20 protein-coding genes are annotated in these 21,365 nt (G+C 67.4%); 10 read left to right on the top strand and 10 right to left on the bottom strand.

The window, feature by feature from the left end; genetic code table 11:
- Positions 1–188: 188 nt before the first annotated feature.
- The 3 genes from AC5P5X_RS13685 to AC5P5X_RS13675 are packed head-to-tail and all read right to left on the bottom strand — an operon-like array spanning position 189 to position 3,198.
- The gene (locus tag AC5P5X_RS13685) at positions 189–1,301 is read right to left on the bottom strand and encodes an ABC transporter permease (RefSeq protein ID WP_005408835.1); all 1,113 of its coding nucleotides are present in this window, start codon (positions 1,299–1,301) and stop codon (positions 189–191) included.
- Positions 1,298–2,221: an ABC transporter ATP-binding protein gene (locus AC5P5X_RS13680; RefSeq protein ID WP_062607549.1), complete on the bottom strand. Its 924-nt coding sequence runs from the start codon at positions 2,219–2,221 to the stop codon at positions 1,298–1,300. The genes AC5P5X_RS13685 and AC5P5X_RS13680 overlap by 4 nt, the downstream gene beginning before the upstream one ends.
- A gap of 20 nt (positions 2,222–2,241) precedes the next feature.
- Positions 2,242–3,198 (bottom strand): HlyD family secretion protein, encoded by a 957-nt coding sequence (locus AC5P5X_RS13675; protein ID WP_049396220.1) that lies wholly within the window; start codon positions 3,196–3,198, stop codon positions 2,242–2,244.
- Positions 3,199–3,679: 481 nt separating this feature from the next.
- On the opposite strand from AC5P5X_RS13675, the gene AC5P5X_RS13670 reads away from it, so the two are divergent.
- The 8 genes from AC5P5X_RS13670 (at position 3,680) to AC5P5X_RS13635 (ending at position 10,297) form a co-directional block, all read left to right on the top strand.
- Complete coding sequence (locus AC5P5X_RS13670; protein ID WP_005408832.1) at positions 3,680–4,666, top strand: PhoH family protein; 987 nt, start codon at positions 3,680–3,682, stop codon at positions 4,664–4,666.
- Positions 4,663–5,148, top strand: coding sequence for an rRNA maturation RNase YbeY (gene ybeY, locus AC5P5X_RS13665; protein WP_005408831.1), 486 nt, complete (start codon positions 4,663–4,665; stop codon positions 5,146–5,148). Before AC5P5X_RS13670 ends, ybeY begins: the two co-directional genes overlap by 4 nt.
- Positions 5,149–5,196: 48 nt before the next feature.
- A complete protein-coding gene (locus AC5P5X_RS13660) occupies positions 5,197–5,805 on the top strand; it encodes a hypothetical protein (protein ID WP_005412797.1) in 609 nt (202 codons plus the stop codon).
- A 74-nt stretch (positions 5,806–5,879) separates the two neighbouring features.
- Complete coding sequence (locus tag AC5P5X_RS13655; protein WP_043034380.1) at positions 5,880–6,488, top strand: hypothetical protein; 609 nt, start codon at positions 5,880–5,882, stop codon at positions 6,486–6,488.
- Positions 6,488–7,075, top strand: a complete 588-nt coding sequence (locus AC5P5X_RS13650; protein ID WP_171974396.1) for a hypothetical protein — start codon at positions 6,488–6,490, stop codon at positions 7,073–7,075. The genes AC5P5X_RS13655 and AC5P5X_RS13650 overlap by 1 nt, the downstream gene beginning before the upstream one ends.
- Positions 7,076–7,139: 64 nt before the next feature.
- Positions 7,140–8,021 (top strand): CorC family transporter, encoded by an 882-nt coding sequence (locus AC5P5X_RS13645; RefSeq protein ID WP_005408827.1) that lies wholly within the window; start codon positions 7,140–7,142, stop codon positions 8,019–8,021.
- Positions 8,018–9,268 carry a lipoprotein N-acyltransferase Lnb domain-containing protein gene (locus tag AC5P5X_RS13640; protein ID WP_111189466.1) on the top strand — a complete coding sequence of 417 codons (1,251 nt, stop codon included), beginning with the start codon at positions 8,018–8,020 and terminating at the stop codon, positions 9,266–9,268. Before AC5P5X_RS13645 ends, AC5P5X_RS13640 begins: the two co-directional genes overlap by 4 nt.
- A gap of 6 nt (positions 9,269–9,274) precedes the next feature.
- Positions 9,275–10,297 carry a magnesium and cobalt transport protein CorA gene (locus tag AC5P5X_RS13635; RefSeq protein WP_005408825.1) on the top strand — a complete coding sequence of 341 codons (1,023 nt, stop codon included), beginning with the start codon at positions 9,275–9,277 and terminating at the stop codon, positions 10,295–10,297.
- 191 nt (positions 10,298–10,488) lie between these two features.
- Here AC5P5X_RS13635 and AC5P5X_RS13630 read toward each other — a convergent pair whose 3' ends face one another.
- From AC5P5X_RS13630 to AC5P5X_RS13615, 4 genes are all read right to left on the bottom strand, one after another.
- Positions 10,489–11,853: an NAD-dependent succinate-semialdehyde dehydrogenase gene (locus AC5P5X_RS13630; RefSeq protein ID WP_111189465.1), complete on the bottom strand. Its 1,365-nt coding sequence runs from the start codon at positions 11,851–11,853 to the stop codon at positions 10,489–10,491.
- A gap of 83 nt (positions 11,854–11,936) precedes the next feature.
- Entirely contained in the window at positions 11,937–12,779 is an 843-nt protein-coding gene (locus tag AC5P5X_RS13625; protein ID WP_005408823.1) for an ABC transporter permease subunit, read from the bottom strand.
- Positions 12,776–13,708, bottom strand: coding sequence for an ABC transporter permease subunit (locus tag AC5P5X_RS13620; RefSeq protein WP_005408822.1), 933 nt, complete (start codon positions 13,706–13,708; stop codon positions 12,776–12,778). Before AC5P5X_RS13620 ends, AC5P5X_RS13625 begins: the two co-directional genes overlap by 4 nt.
- Positions 13,705–14,841, bottom strand: a complete 1,137-nt coding sequence (locus tag AC5P5X_RS13615) for an ABC transporter ATP-binding protein (protein WP_032130239.1) — start codon at positions 14,839–14,841, stop codon at positions 13,705–13,707. Before AC5P5X_RS13615 ends, AC5P5X_RS13620 begins: the two co-directional genes overlap by 4 nt.
- A gap of 273 nt (positions 14,842–15,114) precedes the next feature.
- Here AC5P5X_RS13615 and AC5P5X_RS13610 point away from each other — a divergent pair, with 273 nt between their 5' ends.
- A complete protein-coding gene (locus AC5P5X_RS13610) occupies positions 15,115–16,515 on the top strand; it encodes a flavin-containing monooxygenase (protein WP_111189464.1) in 1,401 nt (466 codons plus the stop codon).
- 38 nt (positions 16,516–16,553) lie between these two features.
- Here the strand turns inward: AC5P5X_RS13610 and AC5P5X_RS13605 are convergent, their stop codons facing one another.
- The 3 genes from AC5P5X_RS13605 to AC5P5X_RS13595 form a co-directional block, all read right to left on the bottom strand.
- Positions 16,554–17,663, bottom strand: coding sequence for a polyamine ABC transporter substrate-binding protein (locus AC5P5X_RS13605; RefSeq protein ID WP_005408819.1), 1,110 nt, complete (start codon positions 17,661–17,663; stop codon positions 16,554–16,556).
- Positions 17,664–17,754: 91 nt separating this feature from the next.
- Positions 17,755–19,152, bottom strand: coding sequence for a glutamine synthetase family protein (locus AC5P5X_RS13600; protein ID WP_005408818.1), 1,398 nt, complete (start codon positions 19,150–19,152; stop codon positions 17,755–17,757).
- Positions 19,149–19,910 carry a gamma-glutamyl-gamma-aminobutyrate hydrolase family protein gene (locus tag AC5P5X_RS13595; RefSeq protein ID WP_043034384.1) on the bottom strand — a complete coding sequence of 254 codons (762 nt, stop codon included), beginning with the start codon at positions 19,908–19,910 and terminating at the stop codon, positions 19,149–19,151. The genes AC5P5X_RS13600 and AC5P5X_RS13595 overlap by 4 nt, the downstream gene beginning before the upstream one ends.
- A 161-nt stretch (positions 19,911–20,071) precedes the next feature.
- On the opposite strand from AC5P5X_RS13595, the gene AC5P5X_RS13590 reads away from it, so the two are divergent.
- Positions 20,072–21,349 carry an NAD(P)/FAD-dependent oxidoreductase gene (locus tag AC5P5X_RS13590; RefSeq protein WP_043034385.1) on the top strand — a complete coding sequence of 426 codons (1,278 nt, stop codon included), beginning with the start codon at positions 20,072–20,074 and terminating at the stop codon, positions 21,347–21,349.
- The last annotated feature ends 16 nt before the right edge of the window (positions 21,350–21,365 follow it).

Raw genomic sequence — 21,365 nt, 5'->3', positions numbered from 1 at the left:
TTGATGCCGGCCAACGGTCGGCACCCACCGAATTGATGCCGGCCAACGGTCGGCACCCACCGAATTGATGCCGGCCAACGGTCGGCACCCACCGAATTGATGCCGGCCAACGGTCGGCACCCACCGAATTGATGCCGGCCAGTGGCCGGCACCTGCCGGGGTGGATGCCGACCGTTGGTCGGCATGCCTCAATCCAAACGCTTGCGGAAACGCAGGATCGCCAGGGTCATCATCACCGCGATGAAGGCCAGCAGCGCCAGTGCGTCGTGCCATAGCTCCCACAGCGAGGCGCCGCGCAGCATGATGCCGCGCACCAGGCGCAGGAAGTGGGTCAGCGGCAGTACTTCGGCCAGCCATTGCACCGGCCGCGGCATGCCCGCGAACGGGAACATGAAGCCCGACAGCAGGATCGACGGCAGGAACAGGAACAACGTCATCTGCATCGCCTGGAACTGCGAGCGAGCGCGCGTGGAAATCAGCAAGCCCAGTGCGAGGTTGGCCAGCACCAGCAGCACCGCGGCCAGGTAGATATCGAGCAGGCTGCCTCGGATCGGCACCTGGAACAGCCAGGTGCCCAGCACCAGCACCAGCGTGGTCTGCAGCAGGCCGATGGCTGCATAGGGCAGCACCTTGCCCACCATCAGTTCGCTGCGTGACACCGGCGTGGCGATCAGCAGCTCCATGTTGCCGCGCTCGCGTTCACGCACCACCGCCACCGCCGTGAACATCACCAGGGTCATGGTCAGGATCACCCCGATCAGGCCTGGCACGATGTTCACCGCCGAACGCCGCTGCGGGTTGTAGAAGCTGGTCACGCTGATTGGACCCCCGGCGATGCTGCCTTCGCGCAGCGGCCGCGTGTTGCTGGTCGGTCGCGTCTCCAGCGGCACCTGCGCCAGCTGGATCGCCGCGCTCTGCACCACGGTGTCGCTGCCATCGACCAGCACCTGCACCGCCTCGCGTCCATCGAAGCGACGGCGCTCGAAGTCGGCCGGCACCACGATGCCGACACTGATCTCGCCACGCCGCAGCGCCTGCATCAACTGGTCGGGCGTATAGGCTTCGCTGCGCGGCGTGATCACGCCGGTGGCGACCATGTCCTGCACCAGCGCGCGTGACGCCGCACTGTTGGCCTGGTCGGCGACACCTGCGTCGAGGTGGCGCAGGTTGAGATTGATCGCGTAGCCGAACAGCAGCAGCTGCATCACCGGAATGCCGACGATCATCGCCAGCGTGATGCGGTCGCGGCGCAGCTGGCGCAATTCCTTGAGCATGATCGCCCACAGCCGGCGCAGGTTCATGCCGCTGGCTCCCGGCCACGGCCGCGGGTGGCGGCGACGAAGACGTCTTCCAGGTTCGGCGCCACCGCCTCGATGCGGGCCTGCGGGTCGGCGTTGGCCAGCGCGCGCCGCAACGCTGGCGTATCGGCGGCCGCCTCGCTGCACAGCACGCGCAGCTGCGTGCCGATCTGTGCCACGCTCAGCACGCCGGGCAGCTCAGACAATGCGCGGCTGGCCTGCCGCGGCTGCGCCGACGTGACCTGCAGCGTGCGGCCGTCCAGCCGTGCACACAGTTCGGCCGGCGTGCCATCGGCCACCAGCGCGCCTCGATCGAGGATCGCCAGCCGGTGGCAGCGCTCGGCTTCGTCCATGTAGTGGGTCGATACCAGCACGGTGGTACCGGCGTCGGCAAGTTCAAACAGGGCCTCCCAGAAATCGCGGCGTGACTCCGGGTCGACCGCGCTGGTCGGCTCGTCCAGGAACAACAGCTCGGGCGCGTGCACGACGGCGCCGGCCAGCGCCAGGCGCTGCTTCTGGCCACCACTGAGGGTGCCGGCCAGCTGCGGCTGCCGGTCCAGGAGACGGTACTGCTGCAGCAGTTCGTCGACCCGCTGCCGGGCCTGCGTACGCGGCAGGTCCTGGATGGCGGCGAGGAATTCCAGGTTCTCGCGCACCGAAAGGTCTTCATACAACGAGAAGCGCTGGGTCATGTAGCCGATGCGCCGGCGCAGTGCCTCGGCCTGCTCCGGCACGGCCAGGCCGAGCACCTCGATCTGGCCGGCACTCGGTTCCAGCAGGCCGCACAGCATGCGGATGGTGGTCGACTTGCCCGACCCGTTCGGGCCCAGGAAGCCATAGACCTGGCCACGCGGCACGGTCAGGTCGACATTGTCCACGGCCAGCAGATCGCCGAAGCGGCGGGTCAGGCCCTGGGCATGCACCGCGATGTCGTTGCCGGTGTTCAGAAGCTCACCTGCACCGGCATTCCCGCCGGCAGCTTCTGCATGTCGGAGGGAGCGTCCACTTCGATCTCGGCGAGGTAGCTCAGGCGCGCGACGTCGTCACCGGTCAGTGCGTAGTACGGAGTAAATGAAGGCTCGCTGCGGATCGAGCGCACATGCCCCTTCAACGCAGTGCCTTGCCCTTCCAGGTGCACCTGCGCGACCTGCCCGACCTTGACCTGCAACCGCAATGGCTGCGGCAGGTAGACGCGCGCATAGGGGCGCTCGCCGACCAGCATCACCGCCAGCGGCGCGCCGACCGGTGCCTGGTCGCCCTGCCGGTAAGGCAAGGCATCGACCACGCCGTCGCGCGGCGCACGCAATTGCAGCTTCTGCAGGTTCACGGCCTGCACTGCCTGTTGCGCCTGCGCGGCATCGGCGGCGGCCTGGCCCTGGGCGATATCCTGCACACGGCTGCCGTGCACCCGCTCCAGCCAGGCCTGCTCGGCAGCACGCACGCTGGCCTCGGCATTGCCGGCGGCGGCACGTGCACGATCCAGCTCAGCGGCGGCAATCAAGCGCTGCTGTGCCAACGGCTGGACCCGCCGGTAATAGGCACTTGCTTCGGCAGCCTGTGCGCGCAGCGCGGCCAGTTGCGCCTGGGCCTGCGCGATCTGCTCCTGGCGTGGGCCGATCTTCAGTTCTTCCAGCTGCGCCTGCGCACGCGCCGTATCAGCCTGCGCTGCGGCGAACTGCGCGTCGCCGCGGGCCGGGTCGAGCTGCATCAGCACGGCGCCGGCCTTGACCTGCTGTCCCTCGCGCACCTCCACCGTGGCGATCACTTCGGCCGCCGGCGCCGGCACCGTGATCCGGTCCCACTCCAGCGTGCCCAGTGCAGTCGGTGTTGACTGCACACACCCGGCCAGCAGGCCGATGCCCGCCAGTCCGATTCCTCGCATCCCGTTGCCGATGCCCATGCCATCCCCTCCTGCGACGGCGACACGGTGCCATGTGCCCCGTGCACCCTCAATGATTCCGATCAGCCCTGGCGGTTTTTTCGCCACGCGCCGGCACGCCTTTTGCTGCAAGGCTCCGCACCACCTATCCACAGGTTGATTCGGCATCATTCCACAACCGTTGTGGAAATCCGCCAGCGCCCAGCTTTGTTGCTCGCCCGGCAACGAAACCTGCACTGTCGTCACGATGAATGCCCCCGTGCAGGCCCCCGCGGCAGTGCTGCCGAAGCGACGAGCGACCATGACGTTTTTTTCACCAGGACCTCATGGGCCTTGTGGCACAAGCATTGCGAAGGTCTATCCACAGGTTTTCGCGCCCCCCGTCCACACCGGGTGTGGAAAACGCTGTATCGACCGTCTGCTGGCCGTGTGCCCCGCACGCGCGCTACCCTTGTCTCCCCTGAATACACTGCGGTGGAAGGCGTCCGCCCCACCCGAAGCAATGAAAAGCATCGAGCATCGAGACTTCACCCTGTCGCCGGAAGACAACGAACGGCTGGCCAACCTGTGTGGCCCGTTCGACGGGCACCTGCGGCAGATCGAACTGAAACTCGGCGTGGAAATCGCCAACCGTGGCTTCGTGTTCCGCATCAGCGGGCCGAAGGAAGCCATCGTCGAGGCGCAGAAGCTGGTTGAAGCGCTGTACGCCGAAGCCGGCGAAACCACCTTCGACAACCACGCCATCCACCTGCGCCTGGCGCAGGCCAATGTCGAGCAGATCGCCGAACGCTCCTACGAAGCGCAGGAGGTGGCGATCAAGGTCAAGCGCGGCACGGTACGCGGGCGCGGTGCCAACCAGGCCCGCTACCTGCACCAGATCGCAACCCACGACATCAACTTCGGCATCGGGCCGGCCGGCACCGGCAAGACCTTCCTGGCCGTGGCCAGCGCAGTCGAAGCGCTGAACGAATCGCGGGTGCAGCGGCTGATCCTGGTCCGTCCCGCGGTGGAAGCCGGCGAGAAGCTGGGCTTCCTGCCCGGCGACCTGAGCCAGAAGGTCGATCCCTATCTGCGACCGCTGTACGACGCCCTGTACGAGATGATGGGCGTGGAAAAGGTGGTCAAGCTGCTGGAAAGGAACGTCATCGAGATCGCGCCGCTGGCCTACATGCGCGGCCGCACGCTCAACGATGCGTTCGTGATCCTGGACGAAGCACAGAACACCACCATCGAGCAGATGAAGATGTTCCTGACCCGCCTCGGCTACGGCTCCACCGCGGTGGTCACCGGTGACCTGACCCAGACCGACCTGCCCAAGCACGTGAAGTCGGGCCTGCGCGACGCCATCGATGTGCTGCGCGACGTGGAGGGTGTCAGCTTCACCTTCTTCGAATCCCGCGACGTGGTCCGCCACCCGCTGGTGGCGCGTATCGTCAGCGCCTACGACCGCCGCGACCTGCATCAGATCCAACCTGGAGCAACTCCATGACCCGTGGTCCCGTGCGACTGGACGTCGCCGTCAGTTACGCCCTGCCGCGTGCCGGCCTGCCGGCGGCAGTGAGCTTCCGCAAGTGGGTGGCTGCCGCGCTGAAGGGCCGCATCCGCGAGGCCGACCTGGCCATCCGCGTGGTCGACGCCAAGGAAGGCCAGTCGTTGAACCGCCACTACCGTGGCAAGGACTACGCCACCAACGTGCTCAGCTTCCCGGCCGAAGTGCCCGAAGGCCTGCCCAAGGGCGTCAAGTTCCCGCTGCTCGGCGATCTGGTGATCTGTGCACCTGTCGTAGCGCGGGAGGCCGACGAACAGGGCAAGGCGCTCAACGCCCACTACGCGCACCTGACCGTGCACGGCGTGCTGCACCTGCTCGGCTGGGACCACGAGGACGACAAGGAAGCCGAAGCGATGGAACAGCTGGAACGGGAGATCCTGGCCGAGCTGGGCATCGACGACCCCTACGCGGGCGAGCGCTGACACCGGGCCCTGTTCCGAGCCCACGCACTCACGGAAGAGGAGCGCAGCATGACCCTGCCCGCACTTGTGCTTGCCGCGCTACTGCAGTCCGGGGCAGGCCTGATGCCCGATCCTGACCGTCCCTCACCGTTCCCCGCCAGCGACAGCGAGGCCGACATCGCCGCAAAGATCGCCGAACTACGGGCGTTCTTCGGCAGCAGCGAGCGCGACACCCGCAACATCGTCGCCACTGCCCAGCAACGGGCACTGATCGAGCGCCTGGAAGCGCGGCACGCGGCACGTCTGGCCGGCATCTGGGTGGACAATGCGAGGGGCTGGAACGTTGTCGTGCGACTGACAGGCGCCGCACCCGAGGCCGATGAGACACATCCAGGGGCGGATGGCCCGCAACGTGTGCGCTACATCACCGGCGCCGCGATGACCGAAGCGGAGATGACGCGCCGCCTGCACGCACAGCAGGACTGGCTGCGGGCCCAGCTGCCCGACCTGTTCGGCCATGGCCTGGATGTCAAGACCGGGGAGCTGGAGGTGGAGCTGCGGGATACCCCAGCCAACCGCGCGACGGCGGCGGCCGTGCGTGACCACCTGCAGGCGCGACTGGGCTACCCGGTCAGGCTGCGCTGGTACCCAGCGGCCACGCGCTGGAGTCCGCCCTGACTGCGCCACGGCTGGAGTGCCAGCCATGCGCTGAGCTACTGTTCAACACCGGCCAGGACGCGGAAGGAAAAAGGATGAACCCAGGGAACAGCTTCACGACGTTTGCGATGGCCGCCGGCCTGCTCGCGGGCCTGCTGGTGCTGGGCGCTCACACCGTGCGCCGCATCAGCGCCCGCGACCCCGGCGGCAGGCACTGGCTGCTGCGCAGCCTGGCCCTGCTGTCGCCCGTGTGCCTGCTGGCCGGGCTGGCGATCGGCATGTTCGGCCCGCACTTCACAGGTAGAGCGGAACCCGCCCACCTGCCGGGGCTGTGGGAAACGTCGATGGTGCTGATACTGGTCGGTGCCTTGACCCTGCCAGTGCTGTGGCGAACGCTGCTGCAGCAGCGGTTTGGCAGGCCGGTCAATGCACTGCCGTTCTTCCACGCCAGCCGCACCTCGCTGCTGGTGCTGTTCGTGCTGGCCGTGATCTACATGAAAGTGGCCAGGACAGCCGCGGCGGAACTGATGCCCTGGCTGACCAGCCCGGGCCTGTGGCCGGCGGTGGCGCGCATCGCGGGGCAATCGATGCAGGTCGCCATGCTTGCGGTCGTGCTGACTCTCTCACTGATGGTCGTACGGCGGGCGATGACCGGTTTCCTGCGCCTTCTCAGCGGGCTGTTCCGACGCTCGCCGGGGCTATGATGGCGGCCCCTCGCCTGCGGAAACCGACCGTGTCACTGCGCTGCTGTCTGCCCCTGCTCTGTGCCCTCGCCGCTCCCTCCGCCTTCGCCACCCGCCTGGACCTGCCGGCCCTCATCGAATGCCGCCAAGGCGTGGCCGAGCAGGCCGCGCTGGCGCCGCTGCTGGCCGATCCGCTGAAGGCCGTGGCCCAGGGCCTGCAGCCGCTGCCGCAGGGCAACCAGTTCATGAGCGAGTTCCGGCTGGCCAGCCCGATCACCGTCTTCGGCCAACAGACCGATCGGGTGGCGGTGGCCGGCGCCAGCGTCATGGCCGTCCTCGACCAGGCCGACCCACGCCCGCTGGCCAAACGGCTGGAATTGGAGACCGGCTACGACCAGGACGGCAAGTTCATGGCCGGCCGCGAGCTGGTCAGCCGCGACGTGACCGACCCGAAGACCGGCGAGGCCCAGATCGAGTCGATCATCCTCAGCGTCTCCACCGTGGCCTCCCACCCGGGCAAGACCCTGGCCGGCTGCACCTACAGCCTGGACCTGCCCGAAGAGAAGCCGGCCGCGGCCGCCCCAGCCCCGGTCACCGGCAGTCACTGACAGGCCGTCACATCCTGCTAGACTTGGGTCAACGCCCGGCCTGCCGGGTGCCTTTTTTCCAGAGATGTCAGAAGACGACAGTAGTAGCTCCCCTGCGGAGCACAGTGAAAAGAAGCGCGGCTGGCTTGAACGCCTGACCTCCGCCTTCTCCGGCGAACCCCATACCCGCGACGAGCTGGTCGCTGTCCTGCACACCGCGCAGGAAGAGGGTCTGATCGCCGCCGATACCCTGAAGATGATGGAAGGCGCCATTTCGGTGGCCGAGCTGACCGTGGGCGACGTGATGATCTCGCGCTCGCAGATGGTCTCGCTGCCAGTTGAAGCGCCCTTCCTGGAACTGATGAAGCAGGTGGTCGAATCCGGCCATTCACGCTTCCCGGTGCACGGCGAGAACAAGGACGACATCCTTGGCATCCTGCTGGCCAAGGACCTGCTGCGCGGCGTGGTCGCCGACAACGGTCCGGCCAACGTGCGCGAGCTGCTGCGCCCGGCGGTCCTGATCCCGGAAGCGAAGAAGCTCAACGTGCTGCTGAAGGAATTCCGCCTGTCGCGCAACCACATGGCCATCGTGGTGGACGAGTACGGCGGTGTCGCCGGCCTGGTCACCATCGAGGACGTGCTGGAACAGATCGTCGGCGAGATCGACGATGAGCATGACGAGGCCGAGGATCCCTCGGCGCAGATCGCGATCCAGTCCGACGGCCAGTACGTGGTCGACGCGCTGACCCCGATCGGCGACTTCAACGAGCGTTTCGGCGCGACGTTCTCCGACGAGGACTACGACACCATCGGCGGCCTGGTCACCGAGGCCGTGGGCCACCTGCCGGAAGTCGGTGACGAGCTGGCGCTGGACCGCTTCATGTTCCGCGTGGCCCGCGCCGATGCGCGCCGGGTACAGGCCTTCCACGTGACCGTGCTGCCGCCGGACGCGCAGGACGACGCTTGAAGCGCCGCGGCCTGATCCTCATGGTGTGGCTGGCACTCTACGTGCTGGCCATGGCCCTGCCGCTGGCCGCCTTCGCGCAGCCGGCGCCGGCCACACCTGCCGTGCCCGCGGCCAGCGCTGAAGCCCCTGCTCCGCGCATCGGCGTGGTGACCATGCAGCCGGGCACGGTGTTCTTCGAACGCTTCGGCCATGACGCCATCGTGGTGGTCGATCCGCTCAGCGGTGAAGCGACCTCGTACAACTTCGGCTACTTCGATCCGTCCGAGGACGATTTCGTCAGCCGCTTCGCGCGCGGCGACATGATGTACTACCTGGTGGCGCTGCCGCTGCAGCAGGACCTGTCGTACTACGACGAGACCGGCCGTGGCGCCAGCGTGCAATGGCTGGACCTGCGCCCGGACCAGGCGCGCTCGCTGGCCGCCGGCCTGGCCGAGCGGGCCAAGCCGGAAAACGCGCGTTACCACTACGATTACTACACCGCCAACTGCGCGACGATGGTGCGCGACACGCTGGACAAGGCGCTCGGCGGCGGCCTGCAGTCGCAGCTGTCGGGGCGCTCGCGTGGCAACACCTATCGCAGTGAATCGGTCCGTCTGGCCTCGCCGGCACCATGGATGTGGCTGGGCTTCGATGTGGGCCTCGGACCGTTCGCCGACCAGCCGCTGTCGCGCTGGCAGGAAGCGTTCGTCCCGATGCGCCTGGCCGATGCCCTGCGCCAGGCACGCAACAGCGATGGCCGGCCGCTGGTGCAGTCCGAACAGGAACTGTTGCCGCACCGCATCGATCCGGAGCCGAAGGAGTTCGCACGCCGCTGGTGGCCGTGGCTGCTGTGTGGCCTGGTGATCGCCGCTGGCGTGCTGGCGCTGCGCAACCGCCCGCGCCTGCTGGCCGGGCTGGCCGTGCCGTTCTGGCTGCTGTGCGCCCTGTTCGGTGGCGTGCTGGTGTTCCTGTGGGGCTTCAGCATCCACTACGCCGCATGGGCCAACCGCAACCTGCTGCTGCTTTCGCCACTGGCCGTGCTGCTGCTGCCGGGCGCGATCGCACTGCTGCGCCGGCGCGTGCCGGGACGCATGTTCAGGATCGTGCTGTGGCTGCTGGCGGTACAGGCGATGGCCGCGCTGGTGCTGCACTGGCTGAGCCTGCAGGCGCAGTACAACGTGCAGTGGATCGTGCTGCTGCTGCCGGTGCACGTGGCACTGGCGTGGGTGCTGGCGCGTCGTCCTCACTTGTCCGAAACACGGCCCTGACGCACGATGGCGGGCATGTCATTGCCCGCCTCCGCTTCCGCCCCCGCTTCGGCCAACCCTACCTGCGTCATCAACTGCGTCCACTACGATGACGAGGGCAAGCGCCACGACATCAGCCTGGATGCCATCAGCGATGTCATTGCCAGCGGCAACGGCTTCGTCTGGGTCGGCCTGTACGACCCCAACGAAGACGTGCTGCTGAAACTGCAGGAAGAATTCTGCCTGCACGACCTGGCCATCGAGGATGCGCGCAATGCGCACCAACGGCCCAAGGTCGAGACCTATGGCAACTCGTTGTTCGTGGTGGTGACCACCGCGCAGATGGTCGACGAACGCATCCAGTATGGCGAAACCCATGCCTTCCTCGGCCCGCGGTTCCTGGTGACGGTCCGCCACGGCGCCTCGCTGTCCTACGCGCCGGTGCGCGCACGCGTCGAGCGCGAGCCGCAGCTGCTGAAGATGGGTCCGTCGTACTGCCTGTACGCGGTGACCGACTTCGTGGTCGACAACTACCTGCCGATCGTGCACCGCTTCCGCGACACCCTGGACCTGCTGGAAAAGGACATCTTCGCCGACACCTACAAGCGCAGCACGGTGGTGCGGCTGTACGAGCTCAAGCGCGAACTGAACAAGATGCGGATGGCGGTGGCGCCGTTGCAGGACGTGCTGGCGCAGCTGCGCCGCTACCAGGGCGAACTGATCCCCGACGAAGTGAAGCTGTACGTGCGTGACGTGCATGACCATGCGGTGCGCATCAGCGATGTGATCGACACCCTGCGCGAGATGCTGGGCACCGCGCTGAGCGTGAACCTTTCGCTGGTGACACTGGCGCAGGGCGAGACGGTCAAGCGGCTGGGCGCCTGGGCTGCGCTGCTCGCCGCGCCGACGCTGATCACCAGCTGGTACGGCATGAACTTCAGTCACATGCCGGAGCTGAGCGAACCCTGGTCGTACCCGCTGATGATCGTTGGCGTGGGCGGTGTGTGCGTCGGGCTGTACCGGTTGTTCAAGCGCGCGAAGTGGTTGTAGCGCGTATCGACCAACGGTCGATACCCACCATGCACGTGGGCGTCGATACCCACCATGCACGGGGGGCGTCGATACCCTGCAATCCGGTAGGCCACGACCGTTGGTCGTGGCACATGCCCCGCTTCTGGTAGTGCCGGCCGCTGGCCGGCAACCCGGCAATGCCGGCCAACGGCCGGCACTACCGTTCGGGATCAAGCCACGTAGACGGTCTTGATGTTCATGAACTCATGGATGCCATGGTCGGCCAGCTCCCGACCGAAACCGGACTGCTTGCTGCCACCGAACGGCAGCCGCGCGTCGCTCTTGACGATGGCGTTGACGAACGCCGCACCGCATTCCATGCGCTGCGCGAAGCGCTCGCCGCGTACCGGATCGCCGGTCCACACGCTGCCGCCCAGGCCGAAGCGGGTGTCGTTGGCCACGCGCAGTGCCTCGGCCTCATCCTTGACCCGGATCACCGCGGCCACCGGCCCGAACAGCTCCTCGTCATACGCCGGCATGCCCGGGCCGACCTGGTCGAGCACCGTGGCCGGATAGCCGGCATGGGTGCCGGCAATCGGCTCACCACCGATCAGCACCCGCGCGCCCTTGGCCACGCTGGCCTGCACCTGCTTGTGCAGTTCGTCACGCAGGTCGGCGCGAGCCATCGGCGCCAGCGTGGTGCCCCGCTCATCGGGATCGCCGTACTGGCGCTCGCCCGCCGCCTGCACAAAGCGACGGGTGAATTCATCGGCCACCGCCTCGACCACGATGAAGCGCTTGGCCGCGATGCAGGTCTGCCCGCTGTTGTCGAAGCGCGACTTCACTGCCGCGGCCACGGTCTTGTCGAGGTCGGCATCGTCGAGCACCACGAAGGCATCGCTGCCACCCAGCTCCATCACCGACTTCTTCAGCTGGCTGCCGGCATTGGAGGCGATCGAGCGCCCTGCCCGCTCGCTGCCGGTCAGCGTCACCGCCTTCACCCGTGCGTCGCGCAGCACGCCGGCGGCCTGGTCGTTGTCGATGTGCAGCACGTCGAACACGCCATCAGGCAGGCCGCCGTCACGGCACACCGCCAGGATCAGGTCGGCGCACTGCGGCACGTTGCTGGCGTGCTTGAGCAGGGCGACGTTGCCAGCCATGAACGCCGGGGCGAGGAAACGGAACACCTGCCAGATCGGGAAATTCCACGGCATCACCGCGAACACGCAGCCGATCGGCTCGTAGCGCACGTAGCTGCGCTGGGCTTCGGTATCGATCAGCTGCGGCTTGAGATAGTCGGCCGCGTGATCGGCATAGTACTCGCAGGCGGCAGCGCACTTGTCGACCTCGGCCAGCGCCTCGGCCTTGAGCTTGCCCATCTCGTGGGTCATCGCCTGCTGCAGGTCGTCGCGCCGCGTGCGCAGCTGCGCGGCGATCTGGCGAAGGATGGCGCCGCGGTCCTGCAGCGAGCGATCTGCCCAGCCCGGAAATGCATCGGCAGCGGCCTGCAGGCGCTGCTCGATGTCGGCTGCGCCCATCAGTTCATGGCGGTAGGTCACCTGTCCGGTGGCCGGGTCGACGATCTCGACGGTCATGGGGGATCTCCATCTGGAAGACCCCCATTGTGCGCCGCCGGCTGTGAGCCGGGTGTTGCCGGCGTTGTCGGCAGACCGTGTGCTCAGCCGTTGTCCTGCCGCGCCAGCTGCAGGTCGCGCTGGCGCCGCTTCTCGGCGCGGGCGTTGATGTACCAGCCGATCACCGCGGCGATCGACACCGCCGACACCAGCAGCGTGGCCAACGCGTTGATCTTCGGGCTGATGCCCATGCGCACCGAGGCGAACACCTTCATCGGCAGCGTGGTCGAGCCCGGCGTGGCGACAAAGCTGGCCACCACCACGTCATCCAGCGACAGGGTGAACGCCAGCAGCCAGCCCGCCACCAGCGCCGGCGCGATGATCGGCAGGGTGATGCGGCCGAACACGGTCAGCCGGCTGGCGCCCAGATCCATCGCCGCTTCTTCCAGCGACAGGTCCATTTCCTGCAGCCGCGAGGACACCACCACGGTGACGAAGCACAGGGTGAAGGTGACGTGGGCGATCCAGATGGTGGCCAGGCCGCGTGCCGGGAAGCCGGGAATCGCGCCCATCGAGGCCAGCAGCGCCATCAGCGAGAAGCCCAGGATCACATCCGGCATCACCAGCGGTGCGGTCACCAGCGCGCCGAACAGCGGCTTGCCACGGAAGCGCTTGAAGCGCGTCATCACCATCGCCGCCAGCGTGCCCAGCACGGTGGCGGTACAGGCGGTCCAGAACGCCACCACCAGGCTGGTCCACATCGCATCCATCAGCGCGCGGTCGGCGAACAGGTCGCTGTAGGCACGGGTGGAGAACCCGGCCCAGACCATCGCCAGCCGCGAGCTGTTGAACGAATAGAACATCAACAGCAGGATCGGCAGGTACAGGAAGGCGAAGCCGAGCAGCAGCACGCCCAGCCCCAGGCCCTTTGCGCTACGCGGGCTCATGCCTGCTTCCCTTCCAGCAGGCGCTGCTGGGAACGGTTGAACAGCAGGATCGGCACCAGCAGCAACAGGATCATCGCCACCGCCATCGCCGAGGCGCCCGGCCAGTTGCGGTTGTTGAAGAACTCGTTCCACAGCTGGCGGCCCACCATCAGCGTTTCCGAGCCACCCAGCATTTCCGGGATCACGAATTCACCGATCGCCGGAATCATCACCAGCATGCAGCCGGCGATGATGCCCGCTTTGGACAACGGCAGGGTGATGCGCAGGAACGCCTGCCACGGCTTGGCACCGAGGTCGTAGGCCGCCTCCAGCAGGCGGTGGTCATGCTTGACCAGATTAGCGTACAGCGGCAGCACCATGAACGGCAGATAGCAGTAGACGATGCCGATGTAGGCGGCGGTCGGGGTGTCGATCAGCTGCAGTTTCGGCAGGCCCATCGACGTCATCAGCGTCTGCAGGCCGGTGAACTGCAGGAACTGGTCGAGCAGGCCATTGCGGTCCAGGATCGCCTTCCACGCATACACGCGGATCAGGAACGAGGTCCACGACGGCAGCACCACCAGCATCATCGCCACGTTGCGCGCGGCGGGCGACAGGCGCGCGATGGCATAGGCCATCGGATAGCCGATCAGCAGCGTCAGGAAGGTCGAGATCGCCGCGATCCTGATCGAGCTCAGGAACGCCTGCGCATAGATCGAATCGCGGAACAGCGCCAGGTAGTTTTCCAGGTTCAGCTTCAGCGAGAAACCGCCGTCGGCGTACTGCAGCAGCCAGGTGTACGGCGGCGAGCCGACCCGGCTGAGCGAGAAGCTGATCATCAGCACGATCAGGAACGGCACTGCGAAGAACAGCAGCAGCCACAGGTACGGAATGCCGATCACCGTGGCACGCAGCCCCGGCAGCCAGCGCTTCAGGCCGGCGGTGCTCATGAGGTGAGCACCACGCCGTCGTTGTCGCGCCAGTGCACCCACACCTCGTCGCCCCAGGTGAGGCCATCACTGGCCCAGCGCTGCGAATTGGCGAAGTTGGCCAGTACCTTGGCGCCGCTGGGCAGGCGCACGTGGTAGACCGAATGGCTGCCGAAGTAGGCGATGTCCTCGATCACGCCCTGGGCCTTGTTGGTGTGCCCTTCCGGTTCGTCCTTGCCGATCATCACCTTCTCCGGGCGCAGCGCGAACGCGACCGGCTGCCCTTCATAGCCGGTGATGCCATGGGCGATGTAGATCGGCGCCGGGAACAGCGGCGAGCGTACGGTCACGTACTCCGGCAGGTCCTCGTCGATCACCCCGTCGAACAGGTTGACCGAACCGATGAACTCGGCGACGAAGCGGTTGGCCGGCTGCTCGTAGACCTCGTCCGGCTTGCCGACCTGCTGGATCCAGCCGGCATCCATCACCGCGATGCGGGTGGCCATGGTCATCGCTTCTTCCTGGTCGTGGGTGACCATCACGCAGGTCACGCCCGACGATTCGATGATGCTGACCAGTTCCAGCTGCATCTGCGAGCGCAGCTTCTTGTCCAGCGCGCCCATCGGCTCGTCCAGCAGCAGCAGCTTCGGCCCCTTGGCCAGCGACCGCGCCAGCGCCACGCGCTGCTGCTGGCCGCCGGACAGCTGGTGTGGCTTGCGCTTGCCCAGGTGGCCCATCTGCACCAGGTCGAGCATCTCGCCGACGCGCTTGCTGATCGCGTCCTTGCCCAGGCCATCCTGCTTCAGGCCGAAGGCAATGTTCTGCTCGACCGTCATGTGCGGGAACAGCGCATAGGACTGGAACATCATGTTGACCGGCCGCTGGTACGGCGGCAGCGCGTCCAGGCGCTGGCCATCGAGGGTGATGCTGCCCTTGGTGGGCGTCTCGAAGCCGCCCAGGCAGCGCAGCAGGGTCGATTTGCCACTGCCGGAGCCACCGAGCAGGGCAAAGATCTCGCCCTTGCGCACGTCCAGGTTGACGTCGTCGACGGCGACGAAACCGTCGAATTCCTTGCGCAGGTCACGAATGGAGAGATAGCCGGGCGCACCGGTCGTGTCGACGACGGTGGCTACCGGCTGGGCTTCAACGGGCATGGGGGCTCCGGGAGCGGGCGGTGGACAGCGGCCGCCATTCTAACGGCCGGGGGGCCCAGGGGATATGACGGCGGCAGGCGGAAGCGGCCGCTGGCCGGCTCCGGGGGCCTTAGGAGTGTCGGTTTTCCCCCGCCATGGTGGCCTGCCCGCGCAAAGGCCCGGGCTCCCCGGGACGACCCTGCGGCCGTCCCGGCCAGACACCACAGGCGACGCCTCGATCTGCAACGTTTTTCAGAACCGGATCTGTTGAAGGCCCGGGGCATTCCCCGCGCAATGGCCCTGATCAAGGCCTTGCATGGACCCACACTGGTGATTTCCCCGGACAGCCCCTCTCCTTTCCCGCCCCGCCTGCCGGGCTCCCTGCCTGCAAGGCTGCCGCTGGTCATCATCGGCGCCGGCCAGGCCGGGTTGTCCCTCAGCGCGCTCCTGCAGGAAGCCGGCGTCGAGCATCGCGTGCTGGAGGCCGAAACCGTAGGCGCCAGCTGGCAGCGGCGCTGGGAGTCGTTCCAGACCAACACCGCCAACGCGACGATGGCCCTGCACGGCCATGCCTATGCGGGTGACGACCCGGAAGGCTTCATGGGCGCCCCGGAGGTGATCCGGCACCTCCGCGACTATGCCCACGAGCGTTCCCTGCCGATCAACGAGGGATGCGGGGTGCATCGGGTTGGGCCTGGGCCCGGTGGCTACGCCATCCACAGCAGCCAGGGGCTGATCCATGCCCGCGCAGTGGTGGTCGCCACCGGTGAATACCGCCGCGCACGGATGCCCCGGGTCCCGTTCGCGCCCGCGCCAGGCCTGACCGTGCTGCACTCGGGCGACTACCGCAGTGCCCGCCAGCTGCCCGATGGCGCCGTGCTGGTCATCGGGGGTGGGCAGTCCGGCGCGCAGATCGCCCAGGACCTGCGCGACAGCGGTCGCAGCGTGCACTGGTCACTGGCCCAGCGGCATTCGCATACCCGCCGGCTGCGCGGCAAGGACTCGATGACCTGGTGGGACATGGCCGGGCGCATCCATCAACATGTGAGTGAAGCGGCGGGCGTACTTGCCGGGGAACCGGATGCACTGCGCAAGGCCCGCACCGCGGAGTTCCCGCTTATTTCCGGCAAGGGAAACGGTGGCCTGGGCAGCTCGATCAGCCTGCTGGCGATGCACCGCGCGGGCATCAGGCTGCTGGGCCGGTTGCAGGGCTTCGATGGAAACGTCGCCCGCTTCGCCGATGTGCGCCCGCAGCTGCGTACCGCGATCGAGGCCACGCAGGCCGAGTACGCCTATCTTGATTCGCTGGCCAGCGCGTACTACGCCACGCGTCCCGAGCCACGCACCGACGATGCCCGCCACATTCCGGAGGAGGTCTATCTGCACTGGGAACCGGACGCATCCCCGCGCGAACTGGATCTGCAGGCGGAAGGCATCCGCTCGGTGGTGCTGGCCACCGGCTTCGTCGCCGAATGGCCCTGGCTCGACGTACCGGGCGCGCTGGATTCACATGGCTACCCGCTCGGCGACTTCGGTGTTTCCCCGCAACCGGGGCTGTTCTTCATCGGCATGCACAACCTGCAGCGGATGAGTTCATCGTTCCTGTGCAACGGCGGTCGCGATGCGCGCGACCTGCTGCCTGCCATCCTGCGGCACCTGGGCCGAAGCGGGAGTACCGGCATCGACCCTGGGTAAGGCAGCCGCCGGGCATGACCCGACGGCACCAGGCCGGCTCAACGGCCGGTCTTCACCTCGGTCCACAGCCGGGTGTAGAGCTTGTCGGTCTCCGGCGTGTTGATCGAGTACGTGAACATCTTCGCGGCCACGTCGGCCGGCGGGTAGATGGTCGGGTCGGTACGGATCGCCTCATCCACCAGCGGGGTCGCGGTCGGCACCGGGTTGGCGTAGTGGATGAAGTTGGTGTTGGCCGCGGCAACCTTCGGCTGCAGCAGGTAATTGATGAAGGCGTAAGCGGCCTCCGGATGCTTGGCGTCCTTCGGGATCGCCAGCATGTCGAACCACTGCGGGGCGCCTTCCTTCGGGATCGAATAGGCCACGTGCACGCCATTGCTGGCTTCCTCGGCGCGGTCGCGGGCCTGGATGATGTCACCCGACCAGCCGACCACCAGGCAGGTGCCGCCATTGGCCAGCGAACCCACGTACTGCGAGGAGTGGAAATTCTGCACGTACGGTCGGATCGACTTCAGCAGGTCGGCCGCCTTCTGCAGCTCGGCCGGGTCACCGCTGTGCGGGTCCAGGCCCAGGTAATGCAGCGCGATCGGGATCATGTCGGCCGGCGTGTCCAGGATGGTCACGCCGCAGTCCTTCATCTTGCTGATGTTCTCCGGCTTGAACACCAGGTCCCAGCTGTTGGCGATGTCGGTGCTGCCACCGAAACGCTGCTTCAGCATCTCCACGTTGTAGCCGATGCCGGTGGTGCCGATCATGTACGGCACGCCGTACTGGTTGCCCGGGTCCTGGGTGGCGATGCGCTTCATCACCGCCGGATCGAGATTGGCCAGGTTCGGGATCTTGCTCTTGTCCAGCGGCAGGAACACACCGGCCTGGATCTGGCGACCGAAGAAGTTCAGGGTCGGTACCACCACGTCGTAGCCGCTGTTGCCGGCCAGCAGCTTGGTCTCGACCATCTCATCGCTGTCGAACACATCGTAGGTCACCTTGATGCCGCTCTCCTTCTCGAAGGTCGGGATGGTGTCCTCGGCGATGTAATCGCTGTAGTTGTAGACGTTCAGGACCTGGCTGTCCTGCGCGCCGCCATTGCCACCGCCACAGGCGGCGAGCATGGCGGAGGCCAGGCCGAGCGTGAGGATACGCAGCTTCATCGGGTGCTCCAGAATGCGGGAAGGGGGGCCGGCGGGGCCGGCGACGGGTGCCAGCCTACCCCCCGGCGGCGGATTTTTCTATTCCGGATGCTCAGACGTTCAGCAGCAGGAACTCGCGCTCCCACGAGCTGATGACACGGAAAAAGGTCTCGTATTCCTTGCGCTTCACCGAGATGTAGGCCCGGCAGAAGCGCTCGCCCAGCAGGGCCTGCAGTTCGCTGCACTGCTCCAGCCCATCCAGCGCTTCGCCCAGCGAGCGCGGCAGGTTGTAGCCCAGCTCCTTGGCGCTGCCGGTCACTGGCGCATCCGGTGCCAACCGCTCGCGGATGCCCAGCAGGCCGCAGGCCAGGGTCGCCGCCATCGCCAGGTAGGGGTTGGCGTCGGAACCGGCGAAGCGGCTCTCCACGCGCATGTTTTCCGGCGTGTCCAGCGGCACGCGCAGGCCACAGGTGCGGTTGTCGAAGCCCCAGTGCACGTTGCTCGGCGAGACTTCGCCGAACACCAGCCGGCGGTAGGAATTCACGTTCGGCGCGAAGAACGCCATCGCCTGCGGCGCGTACTTCTGCAGGCCGCCCAGATAGTGGCCGAACACCGGGCTGAACTCGCCTTCGGCATCGGTGTCGCCAGCGAACACATTGCTGCCGTCGCTCACCCGCACCAGGCTCTGGTGGATGTGCATGGCACTGCCCGGCTCGTTCTCCATCGGCTTGGCCAGGAAGGTGGCATACACGCCGTGGCGCATCGCCGCCTCGCGCATGGTGCGCTTGAACAGGAACACCTGATCGGCCAGGTCCATCGCATCGGCATGGGTGAAGTTGACCTCCAGCTGCGCCGCACCGGATTCGTGGATCAGCGTGTCCACATCCAGCTTCATCGCATCGGCGTAGTCGTACATCAGGTCGAGGATCGGGTCGAATTCGTTGACCGCATCGATCGAGTACGACTGCCGCGCGGTTTCCGGGCGCCCGGAGCGGCCGGCCGGTGGCAGCAGCGGGAAGTCCGGGTCGGTGTTCTTCTGCACCAGGAAGAATTCAAGCTCCGGCGCCACCACCGGGCGCAGGCCCAGCTCGGCGTAGGCCGCCAGCACGCGGCGCAGTACGTTGCGTGGCGCCAGCTCGTGCGGCTCACCGTTCTTGGTGTAACAGTCGTGGATGACCTGCGCGGTGGCGTCGGCCGCCCACGGCACCATGCGCACCGTGTCCGGATCAGGACGCAGCATCATGTCCGAGTCCGACGGCGAGGTCAGCTCGTAGTAGTCATCAGGGAACTCGCCGGTGACGGTGGTGGCGAAAATGCCTTCGGGCAGCCGCGTACCGTAATCATGCGAGAACTTGTCGGCGGGAATGATCTTGCCGCGCGCGTTGCCGGTGATGTCCGGGACCAGGCATTCGACCTCGGTGATGCGCCGCTCCTTCAGCCAGCGCAGCAGGCTGCTTTCCTGCGGTGCGGGGGGCGTAGCCGTCTTGCGCGGGCGCGTTCGGGAACTCATCGGGAATCCAGTCGGTTCTGTTGGTGCTGCCGGCAAGCTTGGCCGAACGCACGGAAAATAGCGTGATAGAACGGCGAGTCCATGACACGCCACTCCGGGTGCCACTGTACGCCGAGCACGAAACGATGGCGTGGGCTGCGCGCTGCCTCGACCAGTCCATCATCGGCCCTGGCCTCGACCTGCAGCCCGTGTGCCAGTCGGTCGATGCCCTGCCCGTGAACCGAATTGACCTGTGCGCGGTCACCGCCTTGCCACTGCGCCAGCCAGCCATCCGCCGCCAGGGCGACCGCATGGGCCGGCCCGTACTGCACATCAACCGGCGCCTTCGGGTTTTCACGATGATCCGAAAGACCGGGCGCCGCGTGCACCTGCGGATGCAACGTGCCACCCAGCGCAACGTTCAGCTCCTGCAGGCCGCGGCAGATCGCCAGCACCGGCAGGTCCAGCGCCAGCGCCTCGTGCAGCAGCGCGAACGCGTTGGCGTCACGGGCCGGGTCATGCGGATTGCCCGGCCAGCTGCGACCGCCGTCGTAATGCTGCGGTTCGATGTTGCTGACCGCACCGGTCAACAGCAGGCCATCGAGCCCCTGCAGCCAGTCGCCGGCCGGCAGCGGCGGCTGCACGCTCGGCAACAGTACCGGGGTCACCTCGGCGGCCTCGGCCAGCGCGCGCACGTACTTCTCGCCGGCCACCGCGAAACGGTGATGGCCGAGCACGGTGCTGTCGGTGGGCAGGCCCACCCAGGGCAGGCGGCGCATGGGAAAACTCCTTGGCGTGCCGACACGTTACCCGCCGTCCGGCGAAGGCGGCAAGTCGTCGCCGTCACACCATGGCTGTCACGCATCGGCGAAACTACTCGGGTGAATGCTGATCGTCCTCCCCCGCTCTCCTCTCCCGCGCTGCGCCCGCGAGGCCTGCGGTGAGTGCCGCGTTCCCGCCCAGCTGGTATGCCGCCAGCCTGCCCGAACCACCCGCGCTGCCCCCGCTGCAGGGCGAGGTTCAGGCCGATGTGGCAGTGCTTGGTGCGGGCTACACCGGCCTGACCGCGGCCCTGGAACTGGCCTCACGTGGCCAGCGCGTGGTGGTACTGGAGGCGCAGCGGATCGGTTGGGGCGCGTCCGGCCGCAATGGTGGCCAGGCGCTGGTCGGCTACGGCTGCGAGGTGGACGAACTGGAGCGTCAGCTGGGTCGTGATGATGCACGCCACCTGTTCGACTGGTCGCGCGACGCGGTGCAGGCGATGCGCACGCGCATCGATCGCCACCGCATCGACTGCCATTGGGTTGAAGGCCACGCCAGCGTGGCCATCCGTGAACGCCACGAGCGTGACCTGCACGCCAACTGCGAGCACCTGCAACGCCACTACGACTACCCCATGCAGTGGTGGAGCCGTGACGCTCTGCGCGCGCAGCTGGACAGCCCGCGCTACCGCGCCGCGATGTTCGACCCGCTCAGCGCACACCTGCACCCGCTGGCGTATGCACGCGGTCTGGCCGATGCAGCGCGCGCGGCAGGTGTGGTGATCCACGAGAACTCCGCAGTGACCCGCGTGCAACGCGGACCGCAGCCCACCCTGCATACCGCGCAGGGAAGCGTGCGCGCCATGCATCTGGTGGTGGCCGGCAATGCCTGGCTGCAGGGCCTGCTGCCCGAGCTGGAACGGCGGATCATGCCGGTGGGCACCTATATCGGTGCCAGTGAGCCACTGGGCGCCGAACGTGCCCGCGCCCTGATCGGCAACAACATGGCCGTGGCCGACACCGCCTGGGCACTGGACTACTTCCGCCTCAGCCACGACCATCGCCTGCTGTTCGGCGGCCGCGCCAGCTACTCGGCACTGCCCCCGCCCGGCCTGCGCGGGGTGATGCAGCGACGCATGCACGACGTCTTCCCGCAGCTGGCCGACGTTGTGCTGGACCAGGTCTGGGGTGGCTACGTGGACATTACCCGCAACCGCGCCCCGCACTGGGGCCGGCTGGACGGCAACCTGTACTTCGCGCAGGGATTCTCCGGCCATGGGGTGGCCGCCGCCGGACTGGCCGGCGAGGTGATCGCCGCCGCCATTGCCGGCCAGAGCGAGCGTCTGGACGTGTTCCAGCGCCTGCGGCATGCGCCCTTCCCCGGCGGCCGGCTGCTGCGCACGCCCCTGCTGGTGGCGGCGATGTCGTGGTACAAGCTGCGGGATGCGTTGTGGTAGCGGGGCCCTTCCCAGC

The sequence above is a fragment of the Stenotrophomonas sp. YJH_SMC_91 genome (assembly GCF_059368495.1).
The sequence above is the reverse complement of the archived record's forward strand: the minus strand, read 5'-3'. Positions and strand labels throughout refer to the sequence as shown.